The organism is Streptomyces sp. NPDC058691 (assembly GCF_042714775.1).
GTDB lineage: Bacteria > Actinomycetota > Actinomycetes > Streptomycetales > Streptomycetaceae > Actinacidiphila.
The window spans coordinates 126,495-140,360 of sequence record NZ_JBHXSO010000010.1 but is presented as its reverse complement, the minus strand read 5'-3'; the positions used below and the strand labels follow the sequence as shown (position 1 = coordinate 140,360).

Annotated in this window: 13 protein-coding genes; 8 read left to right on the top strand and 5 right to left on the bottom strand. The window is 72.2% G+C overall.

The genetic code is table 11. The features are described 5' to 3' along the window. Nucleotides 1-82: 82 nt before the first annotated feature. From ACFWVC_RS10055 to leuE, 3 genes are read right to left on the bottom strand one after another with little or no spacing between them, the layout of a single operon-like run. A complete protein-coding gene (locus ACFWVC_RS10055) occupies nt 83-934 on the bottom strand; it encodes a cation diffusion facilitator family transporter (RefSeq protein WP_384281260.1) in 852 nt (283 codons plus the stop codon). Between the two features lie 28 nt (nt 935-962). Beyond that, entirely contained in the window at nt 963-2,366 is a 1,404-nt protein-coding gene (locus tag ACFWVC_RS10050; protein WP_384281256.1) for a glutamate decarboxylase, read from the bottom strand. A 45-nt stretch (nt 2,367-2,411) separates the two neighbouring features. Continuing rightward, entirely contained in the window at nt 2,412-3,095 is a 684-nt protein-coding gene (gene leuE, locus ACFWVC_RS10045) for a leucine efflux protein LeuE (protein WP_384281253.1), read from the bottom strand. 54 nt (nt 3,096-3,149) lie between these two features. Here leuE and ACFWVC_RS10040 point away from each other — a divergent pair, with 54 nt between their 5' ends. Beyond that, on the top strand, nt 3,150-3,923 hold the full coding sequence (locus ACFWVC_RS10040) for a MerR family transcriptional regulator (protein WP_384281249.1): 774 nt from the start codon (nt 3,150-3,152) through the stop codon (nt 3,921-3,923). Here ACFWVC_RS10040 and ACFWVC_RS10035 read toward each other — a convergent pair. Beyond that, the gene (locus tag ACFWVC_RS10035; protein ID WP_384281244.1) at nt 3,904-4,275 is read right to left on the bottom strand and encodes a YbjQ family protein; all 372 of its coding nucleotides are present in this window, start codon (nt 4,273-4,275) and stop codon (nt 3,904-3,906) included. The two genes, ACFWVC_RS10040 and ACFWVC_RS10035, sit on opposite strands and share 20 nt — an antisense overlap. A 176-nt stretch (nt 4,276-4,451) precedes the next feature. Between ACFWVC_RS10035 and ACFWVC_RS10030 the strand changes: the two genes are divergently transcribed. The 3 genes from ACFWVC_RS10030 (at nt 4,452) to ACFWVC_RS10020 (ending at nt 8,558) form a co-directional block, all read left to right on the top strand. Further along, nucleotides 4,452-5,183 (top strand): DedA family protein, encoded by a 732-nt coding sequence (locus ACFWVC_RS10030; protein ID WP_384281240.1) that lies wholly within the window; start codon nt 4,452-4,454, stop codon nt 5,181-5,183. 147 nt (nt 5,184-5,330) lie between these two features. Beyond that, nucleotides 5,331-6,935, top strand: a complete 1,605-nt coding sequence (locus ACFWVC_RS10025) for a threonine/serine exporter ThrE family protein (RefSeq protein WP_384281235.1) — start codon at nt 5,331-5,333, stop codon at nt 6,933-6,935. A gap of 162 nt (nt 6,936-7,097) precedes the next feature. Then, entirely contained in the window at nt 7,098-8,558 is a 1,461-nt protein-coding gene (locus tag ACFWVC_RS10020) for a wax ester/triacylglycerol synthase family O-acyltransferase (protein WP_384281231.1), read from the top strand. 61 nt (nt 8,559-8,619) lie between these two features. On the opposite strand, the gene ACFWVC_RS10015 is transcribed toward ACFWVC_RS10020, so the two are convergent. After that, nucleotides 8,620-9,114: an inorganic diphosphatase gene (locus tag ACFWVC_RS10015; protein ID WP_319139054.1), complete on the bottom strand. Its 495-nt coding sequence runs from the start codon at nt 9,112-9,114 to the stop codon at nt 8,620-8,622. Nucleotides 9,115-9,418: 304 nt separating this feature from the next. Here ACFWVC_RS10015 and dacB point away from each other — a divergent pair, with 304 nt between their 5' ends. The 4 genes from dacB to hpt all read left to right on the top strand — a co-directional run bounded on the left by dacB (nt 9,419) and on the right by hpt (nt 13,708). Beyond that, nucleotides 9,419-10,672: a D-alanyl-D-alanine carboxypeptidase/D-alanyl-D-alanine-endopeptidase gene (dacB, locus tag ACFWVC_RS10010; RefSeq protein WP_384281221.1), complete on the top strand. Its 1,254-nt coding sequence runs from the start codon at nt 9,419-9,421 to the stop codon at nt 10,670-10,672. A 54-nt stretch (nt 10,673-10,726) separates the two neighbouring features. Further along, nucleotides 10,727-11,899, top strand: coding sequence for a zinc-dependent metalloprotease (locus ACFWVC_RS10005; protein ID WP_384281217.1), 1,173 nt, complete (start codon nt 10,727-10,729; stop codon nt 11,897-11,899). Between the two features lie 246 nt (nt 11,900-12,145). Further along, nucleotides 12,146-13,132 carry a tRNA lysidine(34) synthetase TilS gene (gene tilS, locus ACFWVC_RS10000; RefSeq protein ID WP_384281214.1) on the top strand — a complete coding sequence of 329 codons (987 nt, stop codon included), beginning with the start codon at nt 12,146-12,148 and terminating at the stop codon, nt 13,130-13,132. A gap of 36 nt (nt 13,133-13,168) precedes the next feature. Continuing rightward, complete coding sequence (gene hpt, locus ACFWVC_RS09995) at nt 13,169-13,708, top strand: hypoxanthine phosphoribosyltransferase (RefSeq protein WP_384281407.1); 540 nt, start codon at nt 13,169-13,171, stop codon at nt 13,706-13,708. The last annotated feature ends 158 nt before the right edge of the window (nt 13,709-13,866 follow it).

Genomic DNA, 13,866 nt, shown 5'->3' with positions numbered 1-13,866 from the left:
TCGCTGTCGATGCCCGCCGTCAGGTCGACCCGGGCGGCCAGCAGTACCGAGCCGACGCCGAGCCGCATCGTCAGCAGCGCGGTCACCGTGTCGATTCCTCCACCGTCTCGCTGTCGATGCCCGCCGTCAGGTCGACCCGGGCGGCCAGCAGTACCGAGCCGACGCCGAGCCGCATCGTCAGCAGCGCGGTCACCGTGTCGATCTCCGGCTGCCGCGCGAGCAGTTCGTGCGCCCGCTGCCGCAACCGCGGGTCGGCGGCCTCGCCGATGAGAGTGTCGCGGCAGTCCTTGCCCAGCCGGTACGCCACGTACATGAGCAGCACGGCGATGGACAGGGACGCCCACGCCTCCCACTCCCGCCCGCCGGTGGCCCAGTGCAGTCCGACACCGGCCAGGGCCAGCAGCACGCCGAGCACGGCCGCGCTGTCCTCGGCGATCACCGTGCGCAAGGTGGGGTCCTCGCCCTCGCGCAGCTCGGCGCGGAAGGGGCGGCCGTGCGCACGTGCCCCGCCTCGGACCTGGAGCAGCGCCTTGAGCAGGGACGATCCCTCGGCGAGCAGGGAGATCACCAGGACGGCCGTGGCGATCAGGAAGGCCTTGAGGGTGTGCGGCTCGTGCTCGTGGAAGGCGGTGATGCCCTGGTAGAAGGAGAAGCAGCCGCCCATGACGAAGATGCCGACGGCGGCGAGCAGCGACCAGAACCAGCGCTCCTTGCCGTAGCCGAAGGGGTGTTGCGCGTCGGGCCTTCGCCGGCTGCGCCGCAGCGCGGCGAGCAGGAAGACCTCGTTGAGGGTGTCGGCGACCGAGTGCGCCGCTTCCGACAGCAGTGCCGGCGAGGTGCTGAGGAGGCCTCCGACCGCCTTCGCCGCGGCGATCAGCAGGTTCGCGGCGAGGGCGACGAAGACGGTGCCCTTGGTCTGAGTGTCCTTGCCCATGGGGTGCGTCTGCCCGGGGCGGGGCGGCTCAGTGGTGGAAGGCCGTGGGGGCCTTCCCGGGCGGGTGCAGGGGGCGTTCCTGCTCGCGCAGCTGGGGCAGATAGCGTTCCAGGTCGGCGAGGAAGAGGTCGGCGAGGTCCTCGGAGAAGCCGTTGCGCACCACGATCCTCAGCACCGCCAGGTCCTCGCGGTCGGCGGGGAAGGTGTAGGCGGGCACCTGCCAGCCGCGCTCGCGCATCCGCCGGGAGACGTCGAAGACGTCGTACGCGGTGACGTGGTCGGCGGTGGTGAAGGCGAACACCGGCAGCTGGTCGCCCCGGGTGATCAGCCGGAAGTCCCCGTACTCCTCGATCCGCGAGGCCAGATAGACGGCCACGTCGCGGGCGGTCTGCTGGACGACGCGGTAGCCGTCGTGGCCCAGGCGCAGGAAGGTGTAGTACTGCGCGGCGACCTGCGATCCGGGCCGGGAGAAGTTGAGGGCGAAGGTCGGCATGTCGCCGCCGAGGTAGTTGACCCGGAAGACCAGCTCTTCGGGCAGCGCCTCGGCGTCCCGCCACAGGGCCCAGCCCACGCCCGGGTAGACCAGCCCGTACTTGTGGCCGGAGGTGTTGATCGACGCCACCCGCGGCAGCCGGAAGTCCCAGACCAGGTCCTCGTCCAGGAAGGGCGCGATCATGCCGCCGGAGGCCCCGTCGACGTGGACGGGGATGTCGAGGCCGGTGCGCTCCTGGAGGCCGTCCAGCGCCGCGCAGATCTCGGCCACCGGTTCGTAGGAGCCGTCGAAGGTGGAGCCCAGGACGGCGACGACGCCGATGGTGTTCTCGTCGCACCGCGCGAGGGCGGTCTCGGCGTCCAGGTGCAGCCGGTCGCCCTCGACGGGGACCGTGCGCGCCTCGATCTCCCAGAAGTTGCAGAACTTCTCCCAGCAGACCTGCACGTTGACGCCCATGACCAGGTTGGGGCGGGCCTGCGCCGGATAGCGGTCGCCCTGACGCTTCATCCAGCGCCGCTTGAGGGCCATCCCGGCGAGCATGCAGGCCTCGGAGGAGCCGGTGGTCGAGCAGCCGACGGCCTTCTCCGGGTCGGGCGCGTTCCACAGGTTGGCGAGCATCGAGACGCAGCGTCGCTCCAGTTCGGCGGTGCGCGGGTACTCGTCCTTGTCGATCATGTTCTTGTCGAAGCACTCGGCCATCAGCACCTGGGCCTCGCGCTCCATCCAGGTGGTGACGAAGGTGGCCAGGTTGAGCCGGGCGTTGCCGTCGAGCATCAGCTCGTCATGGACCAGCTGATACGCCGTCGCGGGCGGCATCGGTCCGTCCGGGAGCTGGTGCTTGGGCGGCGCGGTGCGCATCCCACCGATCGGATCGGCCCCCGCGTAGAAGGGGTTGACGGCGAGTTTCGGCAGACCCTCGGCACCCTTGTGCAGCGACATAGCGCTCACATTAAGCGCGATGCGGCGCCGCGGCAGGTCGAACGGTCAGCCCGAGGAGGCCGTCGACAGCTTCGCCGCGAAGCCCAGGAACAGGGCCGCCGCTCCTGACGTCAGCCCGGCCGCCAGTCGCCTGCGGCGCCGGAACTGGGCCGCCAGGAAGGTGCCGCCGAATATCAGCAGGGTCAGGTAGCAGAAGCTGAAGACCTGCGCGATCGCGCCCAGCACCAGGAAGGACAGCGCCGGATGGGCGTAGCCGGGGTCGACGAACTGCACGAAGAAGGAGATGAAGAACAGGATCGCCTTCGGGTTGAGCAGGCTGATCACCAGCGCCCGCCGGAACGGCTGCTCGGTCTGCGCCGGCGCCTCGACGGCGGCCGCCACGGGCACCTCCACGGGCACCTCCAGCGGCTCCGGCTCGCCGGGACGCGCCCGCCACATCCCCCAGGCGGCCCGCGCCATGCCGAACGCGATCCACGCCAGGTAGCCGGCGCCCGCGTACTTCACGATGCCGAAGAGCACGGGGTTCGTGGTGAGCAGGCCCGCCACCCCGGCCGCCGAGGCGGTCATCAGCACCGTGTCGCCGAGGAAGACGCCCAGCGCCGCGCGGTAGGCCGTACGGACCCCGCTCCGCGCCGCGACGGAGAGGGTGTAGAGGGAGTTGGGCCCCGGCAGCAGCACGATCAGTACGGTGCCCAGCACGTAGGTCGAGAGGTCGGTGATACCCAGCATGGGGACCAATATGGCACTTGCACCTCACGTGGCGTGAGGCCGGAGGGTGTGGTCATGAGCACGAGCACGGGCTACTCGGTCGGGCAGGTGGCCGGCTTCGCCGGCGTGACCGTCCGCACGCTGCACCATTACGACGAGATCGGGCTGCTGTCGCCCAGCGACCGCAGCCACGCGGGCCACCGCCGCTACGGCGACGCCGACCTCGACCGGCTGCAGCAGATCCTCTTCTACCGGGAGCTCGGCTTTCCCCTGGACCAGGTGGCGGTCCTCCTCGACGACCCGGCCGCGGACCCGCGGGAGCACCTGCGGCATCAGCACGAGCTGCTGACCGAGCGGATCGGGAAGCTGACGGAGATGGCCGACGCCGTCCAACGAGCCATGGAGGCACGCACGATGGGCATCAACCTCACGCCCGAGGAGAAGTTCGAGGTCTTCGGCGACCACGACCCCGACCAGCATGCCGAGGAGACCCGGCAGCGCTGGGGGAACACCGCGGCGTACGAGCAGTCGCAGCGCCGCGCCGCCTCCTACACCAAGGAGGACTGGCTGCGGATCAAGGCCGAGCAGGAGGACTGGGGCACCAGGATCCTGGCGCTCCGCGAGTCCGGCGCCCCGGCCGACGGCGAGGCCGCGATGGACCTGGCCGAGGAGCACCGGCGGTTCATCGTCGACCACTACTACGACTGCACGTACGAGATCCACACCGGTCTCGCCGCGATGTACCTGGCCGACCCGCGCTTCAACGCCTTCTACGAGGCGATCGCGCCGGGCACCGCCCAGTACGTGCACGACGCGATCATCGCCAACGCTAGGCGGGCTCAGGGGTGATGACCGCCGCCGTGCCGTAGGCGCACACCTCGGTGCCGACGTCGGCGGCCTCGCTGACGTCGAAGCGCATCGCCAGCACGGCGTTCGCGCCGCGCGCCCGCGCCTGCTCGACCAGCCGCTCCATCGCCTGGGTGCGGGTCTGCGCCAGGGTCTTGGTGAGCCCCTTCAGCTCGCCGCCGACCAGGGACTTCAGGCCCGCGCCGATCTGGCTGCCCAGATGGCGGGAGCGCACGGTGAGGCCGAAGACCTCGCCGATCACCCGCTCCACCCGGAAGCCGGGGACGTCGTTCGTGGTGACCACCAGGACGTCGGCCCCCTGCCGCTGTCCGCCGCCGTACTCGTCGATATCCATGGGGGCATCCTGCGCGGCGGTCGCCGTCCCGCGCGGGACGCACGCCGGGCCGCCGGAGAATTCCGTCAGTGACGGGTGGTATGCGGTGGTGCACGGTGAAACGCGTGGGGGGACTGTTGTCTGGCGTTCGCGGACTGGGAACGGTCCGGTCCCGACCGCGTTGATACTTTTGGCGCGTGACGACTATCGCCCTGGGCCCGCAATGGCTCGACCCCGATTACCTCATCTCGTCCGCGGGCCTCATCGGCCTGCTGGCGATCGTGTTCGCCGAGTCGGGTCTGCTCATCGGGTTCTTCCTGCCCGGTGACTCCCTGCTGTTCACCGGTGGCCTGCTGGTGGCCGGCGGCAAGCTGGACTGGCCGATCTGGGCCGTCTGCCTGCTCGTCGTGCTCGCCGCCATCGCCGGAGACCAGGTCGGCTACCTCTTCGGCCGCAAGGTCGGCCCCTCGCTCTTCCGCCGCCCGGACTCCAAACTCTTCAAGCAGGAGAACATCGAGAAGGCGCACGAGTTCTTCGAGAAGTACGGCGCCAAGTCGATCGTCCTGGCCCGTTTCGTGCCGATCGTCCGTACGTTCACGCCCATCGTGGCCGGCGTCAGCCGGATGAACTACCGCACCTTCGTCACCTACAACATCGTCGGCGGCACCCTGTGGGGCGCGGGTGTGACGCTGCTCGGCTACTGGCTCGGGCAGATCGCGTTCGTGCGCGGCCACATCGAACTGATCCTGGTCGCGATCGTCCTGCTCTCGGTCGTCCCGATCGCCATCGAGTTCCTGCGGGCCCGCTCCGCCGCGAAGAAGGCCCCGCCGCGGCCGGAGTCCCCGGCCGACGGCGCCGGGCCGGTGCAGCCGCCCGTCCAGAGCCCCACCGCCTCCGGCGGCGGGCGCCACCGTGCGAACCGGCGTTAACGTCCGGGGTTAATGGGCAGTCGAACCGCTGTGCCTGGGGGAGGGTGGCGACACCCTCCCCCTGTCACGCCCCGGCGCGGGAACACATCGAAAGCCGACAGCCGAAAGCCGACAGCCGAGAGCCGAGAGCCGAGAGGAGGAAACCCCATGTCGCAGCGGCACCCGGAGGAGCCCGAGCAGCCGGCCGGCGGCTCGGAATTCACCCCGCCGCTCGGGGTGGAGCTGCCCAAGCCGGAACCGCGGGGTTCCGCCTTCACGCGCCCCAAGACCTCCCCGCAGCTGTCGCACCCGGCGTTCACGCCCCCGGAGGGCATCCCGGTGGTCAGCCTCTCCAAGGAGGCCCCCTGGCCGGACCGCATGCGGACGATGCTGCGCATGCCGCTCGGCGAGCGTCCGGCGCCGGAGCAGCCCACCGCGCAGCCGGAGGCCGGCACCGGGCCCGCCGTGCCGCGCGTGCTCGACCTCACGCTGCGCATCGGGGAACTGCTGCTCGCAGGCGGCGAGGGCGCGGAGGACGTCGAGGCCGCGATGCTGGGCGTGGCCCACGCGTACGGTCTCGGCCGGGTCGAGCCGACCGTGACCTTCACCCTGCTGAGCATCTCCTACCAGCCCTCGCTGGTGGACCCGCCCGCCACCGCGAACCGCACGGTGCGCCGCCGGGCCACCGACTACACGCGCCTCGCGGCCGTCTTCCGGCTGATCAACGACATCACCGCCGCCGACCTCACTCTTGAGGACGCCTACCGCCGCCTCGCGCTGATCCGCCGCAACCGCCACCCCTACTCCGGCTGGCTGCTGACGGCCGCCGCCGGGATGCTCGCGGGCGCGGCGAGCCTCCTGGTGGGCGGCGGCGGCCCGGTGGTCTTCGCGGTCGCCGCGCTCGGGGCCATGATGGGCGACCGGCTGGCCTGGCTGTGCGCGGGACGCGGGCTGCCGGAGTTCTACCAGTTCGTCGCCGCCGCCATGCCGGCTGCCGCGCTGGGCGTGCTCATCGCCCGCTTCGGCCATGTGCTGCCCGGCACGAGCTCGCTCCAGGCGTCCTCCGTCATCACCGGTGGCCTGTTCGCGCTGATCCCGGGGCGGGCCCTGGTGGCGGCCGTGCAGGACGGCCTGACCGGCTTCTACATCACCGCCTCGGCCCGGCTGCTTGAGGTGATGTACCTCTTCACCGGCATCGTCATCGGCGTCACCCTGATCCTGTACGCCGGGGTCAGCCTGGGCGCCGAGCTGGACCCGGACCAGGCCCTGCGCGTGTACGAGAACCCGCCGCTGCAACTGGTGGCGGCGATGGTGCTGAGCCTGGCCTTCGCGGTGCTGCTGCAGTGCGAGCGCGGCGTGCTCGCGATCGCCGCGCTCAACGGCGGCGTCGCCTGGACGGTGTACGCGGCGCTGCACCAGGAGTCCATCGGCATCGGCATGTCGCCGGTGGCCGCGACCGCCGTCGCCGCGGGGCTGGTGGGCCTGTTCGGGCAGATGCTCGCCCGCTACCGCTTCGCCTCCGCGCTGCCGTACGTGACGGCCGCGATCGGGCCGCTGCTGCCCGGCTCCGCGACGTACTACGGACTCCTCGGACTCACCCGGGGCCATTTGGACCAGGGCTTCGCCTCCCTCACCAAGGCCGCCGCGCTGGCGCTCGCGGTGGCCATCGGAGTGAACCTCGGCGGCGAGGTCGCGCGGCTCTTCCTGAGGCTGCCCGGCGGTGCTGACCAGGCACGACGCCGCGCGGCGGCGAAGCGCACGCGCGGATTCTGAGCTCTGCGGCCCCCCGGACGGCCGTTCCTGATGATGCGTCGGGAAATCTGATGTTAACTGTCCGTATCGTGGTCGTAGTTGACTGTAATCATTCCTGGGCGTTTCACTGCGTACGATGGTGTCCGATCCGGGGCAAAACCGAACTTTCGGAGGCGAGGAGCCTTGGCTGACGAGCTGTTGAGCCCGCTGGATCTCGCCTTCTGGAATCTCGACTCGCCGGGCCATCCCATGTACCTGGGAGCCGTCGCCGTCTTCGAGCGCGACCCGGAGCACCTGGTCGACGCCGAGGGCCTGGCGGCCCTGATCACCGCGCGCGCCGAGAACGCCCCGCGCATGCGCCAGCGCGTGCGCGACGTCTGGTACGGCGTCGGCGGCGCCGCCTGGGCCCCTGACGAGCACTTCGACGCCCGGCGGCATGTGCACGCCGTCCGGCGCACCGACACCTCCGCGGCCGTCGCCGAACTGATGTCCCGTCCGATGGACCGCGAGCACCCGCCGTGGGAGGTGTACGTCATCGAGGGCGCCCCCGACGCGCCCGTCTCCGTGCTCGTCAAACTGCACCACGCGCTGGCCGACGGCCTGCGCGCGGTGGAGTTCGGGGCGGTCCTGCTCGACCAGGGCGTGCGCCCGGCGGCCGCTGCACCGCCCTCGCCCCGCGGTGAGGCGGCCCAGACCCCCTCGCCCGCGCCGCCCGCGCCCCGGCAGCCGGCCGGCCTCCACCTGCCCGCCCTGCCCGCTCTGCCCAGCCTTCCCGCGCTGCCCGGTCTGTCAGGGCTTCCCGACCCGCGGCAGATGGTCGCCTCCCTGCCGTCCCGGGTGCGCGAGGCGGGCCGGGCACTGGGCATCGGCTCGGCGGTGCTGCGCGCCTCGCTCGACCCCGGCGGCCCGGCCGCCCTCGGCGCCGTGCCGCGGCACGGCGGCGCGCCGCGGCGGTTCGCCAGCGCCTCGCTCGACGTGGACGACATGCACCGCATCCGCAAGACCAGCGGCGGCACCGTCAACGACGTGGTCATGGCCGTCGTCTCCGGCGCCCTGCGGCGCTGGATGGAGTCGCGCGGCGACGACCCGGACGGCCCGGGCCCGCGGGCGCTGATCCCCGTGGCGCGCCGCCGCCGCAAGGGCGTACGCGGCGGCCGGGGCAACCGCATCTCCGGCTATCTGCTGCGGCTGCCGGTCGGCGAGGCCGACCCGCTGGCCCGGCTGCGCGGCGTGCGCGAGGGCATGGACCGCAACAAGGCCGCCGGGCCCGACACCGGCCCCGGGGCGGTGGCGCTGCTCGCCGACAGCGTGCCGCCGCTCGCGCACCGTTTCGCGGCGCCGCTGCTGGCCGCCTCCGCGCGTCTGCTGTTCGACGTGCTGGTCACCAACGTGCCGATGCTCGACGTGCCCCTGACGCTCGACGGCTGCCGGATGACCGAACTCCATCCGATCGCCCCGCTCGCCCGCGGCCAGTCGCTGGCCGTGGCCATCTCGACCTACCGCGGCCGGGTCCACATCGGGCTCTTCGCGGACGCCGGCGCCGTGCCCGACGCGGACGCGCTGGCCGCCGCGCTGCACGGCTCCCTGGCCGAACTGCTGGCGGCCTGCGGCGAGGGCGAGGACGGTCCGCGGCGGCAGCCCTGAGCACGCGCGAGGGCGGCGCGCTCCGGCAGGGAGCGCGCCGCCCTCGCGTGTGGGCACGGCGTCAGTGGCCGCCGTGCTCCTTCAGGCGCTTGTAGGACGCCTCGATCTCGGCCTCCGCCTCGGCGCGGCCGACCCAGTTGGCGCCCTCGACGGACTTGCCGGGCTCCAGGTCCTTGTAGACCTCGAAGAAGTGCTGGATCTCCAGGCGGTCGAACTCGGAGACGTGGTGGATGTCGCGCAGGTGCTCCACGCGCGGGTCGGACGCCGGCACGCACAGCAGCTTGTCGTCGCCGCCGGCCTCGTCCGTCATGCGGAACATGCCGATCGCGCGGCAGCGCACGAGGACGCCGGGGAACGTCGGCTCGTCCAGCAGGACCAGGGCGTCCAACGGGTCGCCGTCCTCGCCGAGGGTGTTCTCCACGAAGCCGTAGTCCGCCGGGTAGACCGTCGAGGTGAACAGGTGCCTGTCCAGGCGGATACGACCGGTCTCGTGGTCCACTTCGTACTTGTTCCGGGAACCCTTCGGGATCTCGATCGTGACGTCGAACTCGAGCACAGCCTGTCCTCCATGATCAGCACATACTTCTGGTGATTAAGTGTCTCCCACGCTTGTGTGTGGTCGCGAAAGGGGCTGGTCCGGGGTGCCCGTCTCCAAGAACTGGCAGGTGGTGGCGGGGTCGACCGCCGCCGGTCTTGCCGTGGCACTGACAGCGGTGGCCCTCGCGGGACCGTGGGAGTCAGGCCAGCGTACGGCTGAACGGGTGAGGGCCGCCTCCCGGGAGGAAAAGCCCGGGGAGGCGGCCGGGACCAGGCAGCCGCCCAGGAGGCCCGCGGGGGGCCGCAAGGGGGCCTCCGCGCCCGTGCCGGCGCCCCAGGTGCTCGCCGCCGCCGTCGGCACGCAGGGGGCCGCCCCGCCGGGCCCCGGCGGCCTCGCCGGCCGGCTCGCCCCGCTGCTCAAGGACCGGGCGCTCGGCCCGCTGACCACCGGGGCGGTCGTCGACGCGGCCACCGGCGAGCCCGTCTGGGGTCAACGGGCCGGCACCGCGGCCGTGCCCGCCTCCACGACGAAGATCGCCACGGCGGTCGCCGCGCTGTCGCTGCTGGGACCCGACCACCGGCTCACCACCGGCGTCGTCGCCGACGGCGACGACCGCGTCGTCCTGGTCGGCGGCGGCGATCCCACCCTCACCGCCCGCAAGTCCGCCGGGGGCGGCTACGCGGCGGCCTCGCTGCGCGCCCTCGCCGACGGCACAGCCCGCGCCCTCAAGGCCCGCGGCACGCGCACCGTGCGGCTGTCGTACGACACGTCGCTCTACAGCGGGCCCGCCGTCCACCCCATCGGGCACAACGACAACATCGCCCCGGTCGCCGCCCTCATGGCGGACGAGGGCCGCAGCGACGGCAAGAGCTGGAAGGGCCCCGCGGCCCGTGTCTGGGACCCCGCGGCCACGGCGGCGACCACCTTCGCGGGCATGCTCCGCGACCGGGGCGTGAAGGTCACCGGCGCGGTGGACCGGCGCTCCGCCCCCACGGGGCACGCCGCCGACCGGCTCGCGGTGGTGCGCTCGGCGCCCCTGACCGACCTGGTCGAGCGGATGCTCACCAACAGCGACAACGACATCGCCGAGGCCCTGGCCCGGCACACCGCCCTCGCCGCCGGCCTGCCCGGCTCCTTCAGCGGCGGGGCCAAGGGCATCTCCTCCGCCCTGCGCGAGCTGGGGGTCCCGCTCAAGGGCGCCCGCTTCAACGACGGCAGCGGTCTCAACCGGGCCGACCGGCTCACCGCCGACCAGCTCACCCGGATCCTGGTGCTGGCCGGCGACCCCGAGTACCCCGAACTGCGGCCAACGCTGACGGGCCTGCCGGTCGCCCACTTCACCGGCTCGCTGCAGGAACGCTTCACCGCGGGCGACGCCGACGGCGCCATGGGTGTCATCCGCGCCAAGACCGGCACCCTCACCGGGGTCAACGCGCTGGCCGGCACCGTCGTGAACGCCGACGGCCGGCTCGTCGCCTTCGCCTTCCTCAGCAACGGCACCACCAACCCCGCGTCCGCCATGCGCGCCCTGGACCGGCTCGCCTCCGCGGTGGCCCGGTGCGGTTGCCACGGCTGACCCGACACCCCGCGAACGCTCCCGGGCGCGGGGGACAGCACGTACCGTGAAGGAATGACGAGCATCGGTGGTGCGGAGATGGTCGACTGGAATCTCGCGGTCGCGACCGCGACCCGCTTCGTGCGGCCCGGACCCGAGGTCAGCCGCGACGAGGCACGTGCGGTGGTCGCGGAGCTGCGGCGGCACGCGAAGGAGTCGGAGGCCCACGTACGGGCGTTCACGCGGATGTTCGGGGACGACGAGCCCACGGACGCCGGGACGCCCGTCCTGATCGTGGACCGCCCTGGATGGATCAAGGCGAACGTGGCCGGCTTCCGCGAGGTGCTGAAGCCGCTGCTGGACAAGATGCAGGCCCGCAAGCCGGGTGGCCCCGGCGGCGCCGTGCTCGGCACCGTCGGCGGCAAGGTCACCGGGGTCGAGGTCGGGATGCTGCTGAGCTTCCTGGCCTCGCGCGTTCTCGGCCAGTACGAGACGTTCGCCCCGGCGTCGCGCGACATGCCCGCGGGACCCGCGGTGCCGGGACCGGGCGAGCCGCGGACCGGCCGACTGCTGCTGGTGGCCCCCAACATCGTCCACGTGGAACGCGAACTCGACGTGGACCCACACGACTTCAGGCTCTGGGTGTGCCTCCACGAGGAGACCCACCGCACGCAGTTCACGGCCGTCCCGTGGCTGCGCGACCACATCGAGCAGGAGGTCCAGGCCTTCCTGGGCGAGACCGAGATCGACCCCACGACGCTGATCGAGCGGCTGCGCGAGGCGTTCCAGTCCTTCTCCGGCGGCCGCCCCGAGGCCGAGGAGGAGGCGATCGACGCCGCGCCCGAGGACGGCCGCAGCCTGATCGACCTCGTGCAGACCCCGAACCAGCGGGAGATCCTGGGCCGGCTGACCGCGGTGATGTCGCTGCTGGAGGGGCACGCCGACTACGTCATGGACGGCGTCGGCCCGGACGTGGTGCCGTCGGTGGCCGAGATCCGCGAGAAGTTCCAGCTCCGCCGGCAGAGCGGCGCGGGGCGGCTGGACCAGGCGCTGCGCAAGCTGCTGGGGCTGGACGCCAAGCTGCGTCAGTACCGGGACGGCGAGCGCTTCGTGCGGGCCGTGGTCGACCAGGCGGGCATGGACGGCTTCAACCGGATCTGGACGTCGCCCAACACGCTGCCGACCAAGCTGGAGATCGCCAAGCCGGCGGACTGGGTGGCGCGGGTGCACCGCAAGACGGAGACCTGAGGAGACCTGACTCACGCGAAGGGCGTTTTCACCCGTTACCTCACCCCGGCCCCATCCGTTGTTCCAGCCGCCCTTTGCCCGTCTTTTCGCCAGCCCTTTCACCCGTCCGAGGGACCGTCGGCGCAGCGTAAGCGTGCAATGCTCGGGTATTGCACGCTGTCTGTCACCATCTAGCTACCCTGCGTCACTCCACCGTCTCCACTGCCTCCACTGCTCCGCCAGTGCTCTTCAGGAGGGAAACCGGACATGGGTCCCCACCCCGCGGTCGCGGCGATACGCCTCGCGGTCCGCCGCGTACTCCAGGACGTCCTGACCGACCACGCGGGCGGCAGCCCGCTGGTGCTCGCCGCCTGCAGCGGCGGCGCCGATTCCATGGCACTCGCCACCGCGCTCGCCTTCGAGGCCCCCAAGCTCGGCGTGCGCGCCGGCGGTGTGACCGTCGACCACGGCCTCCAGGACGGCTCGGACGTCCGCGCCGTGGACGTGGCCGCACGCCTGCGCGGCCTGGGCCTCGACCCCGTGGACGCGGTCGCCGTGACCGTGGGCCGCCAGGGCGGCCCCGAGGCCGCGGCCCGCGACGCGCGCTACGCGGCCCTCGACGCCGCCGCGGAGCGCGCCGGCGCGGCCGCCGTGCTGCTCGGTCACACCCGCGACGACCAGGCCGAGACCGTGCTGCTGGGACTGGCCCGCGGCTCGGGCATCCGGTCGCTGTCCGGCATGCCGTCGGTCAACGGCCGCTACCGCCGGCCGTTCCTGCTGCTGGACCGGGACACGGTCCGCAAGGCCTGCCTGGCGCAGGGCATCGACGTGTGGGAGGACCCCCACAACCACGACCCGGCCTACACCCGCTCCCGCGTCCGCCACGAGGCCCTGCCCGTGCTGGAGAAGTCCCTCGGCAAGGGCGTGGTCGAGGCGCTGGCCCGTACCGCCCAGCTCTCCCGCGACGACGCGGACGCCCTCGACCAGTGGGCCGCCGAGGCGGAACGGTCCGCCGCCGCGGCCGAGGGCGGGCTGGAGATCTCCCGCCTGCTCGTGCTCCCCCCGGCCGTGCGCCGCCGGGTGCTCCGCCGCGCGGCCGTCGCCGCCGGTTCCCCGGCCGGTTCGCTCTTCGCCCGCCACATCGAGGAGACCGACCGCCTGCTCACCGCCTGGCGCGGCCAGAAGCCGCTCAACCTGCCGGGCGGAGTCGCCGTCGGACGGCGCAATGGCAGACTGTTCTTCCAGGCCTTGTAGACCGAGCCGGAAGTTGTACGGGTGAACGAGAACGACATGGGCACCGACCTCGAGAAGGTGCTCATCTCCAAGCAAGAGATCGACGCCAAGCTGACCGAGCTTGCGGCGAAGATCGACCGGGACTACGAAGGCAAGGATCTGCTCATCGTCGGCGTCCTCAAGGGCGCGGTGATGGTCATGGCGGATCTCGCCCGCACCCTGTCCTCACACGTCACGATGGACTGGATGGCCGTGTCCTCGTACGGCGCGGGGACGAAGTCCTCCGGCGTGGTGCGCATCCTCAAGGACCTGGACACCGACATCGCCGGCCGTGACGTCCTGATCGTCGAGGACATCATCGACTCCGGCCTGACCCTGTCCTGGCTGATCAGCAACCTCGGCTCGCGCCGTCCGGCCTCGCTCGAGGTCTGCACGCTGCTGCGGAAGCCCGACGCCGCCAAGGTCAAGATCGACGTCAAGTACGTCGGATTCGACATCCCGAACGAGTTCGTGGTCGGCTATGGCCTCGACTTCGCGGAGAAGTACCGGAACCTGCCGTTCATCGGCACTCTTGCGCCGCACGTGTACGGCGGCTGAGGCCTGCGGGAACCCTCACGCCCTCCGCGGCGTTGGAGGGTGGTAACGCTGTTTGTTAACGGTCTCCGGCGACTTCGGGTGACAATGCTGGGGTACCGTCCGAAGGTCGGTTCATACACCGGATGCACCGGCGGCTCTCCGGCCGCTGTGCCTCACTG

Bases quoted from the DNA above. Each gene is read 5' to 3' on its own strand.
- ACFWVC_RS10050 (WP_384281256.1), bottom strand. From the start codon at position 2,366: ATGTCGCTGCACAAGGGTGCCGAGGGTCTGCCGAAACTCGCCGTCAAC.
- ACFWVC_RS10040 (WP_384281249.1), top strand. From the start codon at position 3,150: ATGAGCACGAGCACGGGCTACTCGGTCGGGCAGGTGGCCGGCTTCGCC.
- ACFWVC_RS10025 (WP_384281235.1), top strand. From the start codon at position 5,331: ATGTCGCAGCGGCACCCGGAGGAGCCCGAGCAGCCGGCCGGCGGCTCG.
- tilS (WP_384281214.1), top strand. From the start codon at position 12,146: ATGGGTCCCCACCCCGCGGTCGCGGCGATACGCCTCGCGGTCCGCCGC.
- ACFWVC_RS10055 (WP_384281260.1), bottom strand. From the start codon at position 934: ATGGGCAAGGACACTCAGACCAAGGGCACCGTCTTCGTCGCCCTCGCC.
- ACFWVC_RS10035 (WP_384281244.1), bottom strand. From the start codon at position 4,275: ATGGATATCGACGAGTACGGCGGCGGACAGCGGCAGGGGGCCGACGTC.
- leuE (WP_384281253.1), bottom strand. From the start codon at position 3,095: ATGCTGGGTATCACCGACCTCTCGACCTACGTGCTGGGCACCGTACTG.
- ACFWVC_RS10005 (WP_384281217.1), top strand. From the start codon at position 10,727: ATGACGAGCATCGGTGGTGCGGAGATGGTCGACTGGAATCTCGCGGTC.
- hpt (WP_384281407.1), top strand. From the start codon at position 13,169: ATGGGCACCGACCTCGAGAAGGTGCTCATCTCCAAGCAAGAGATCGAC.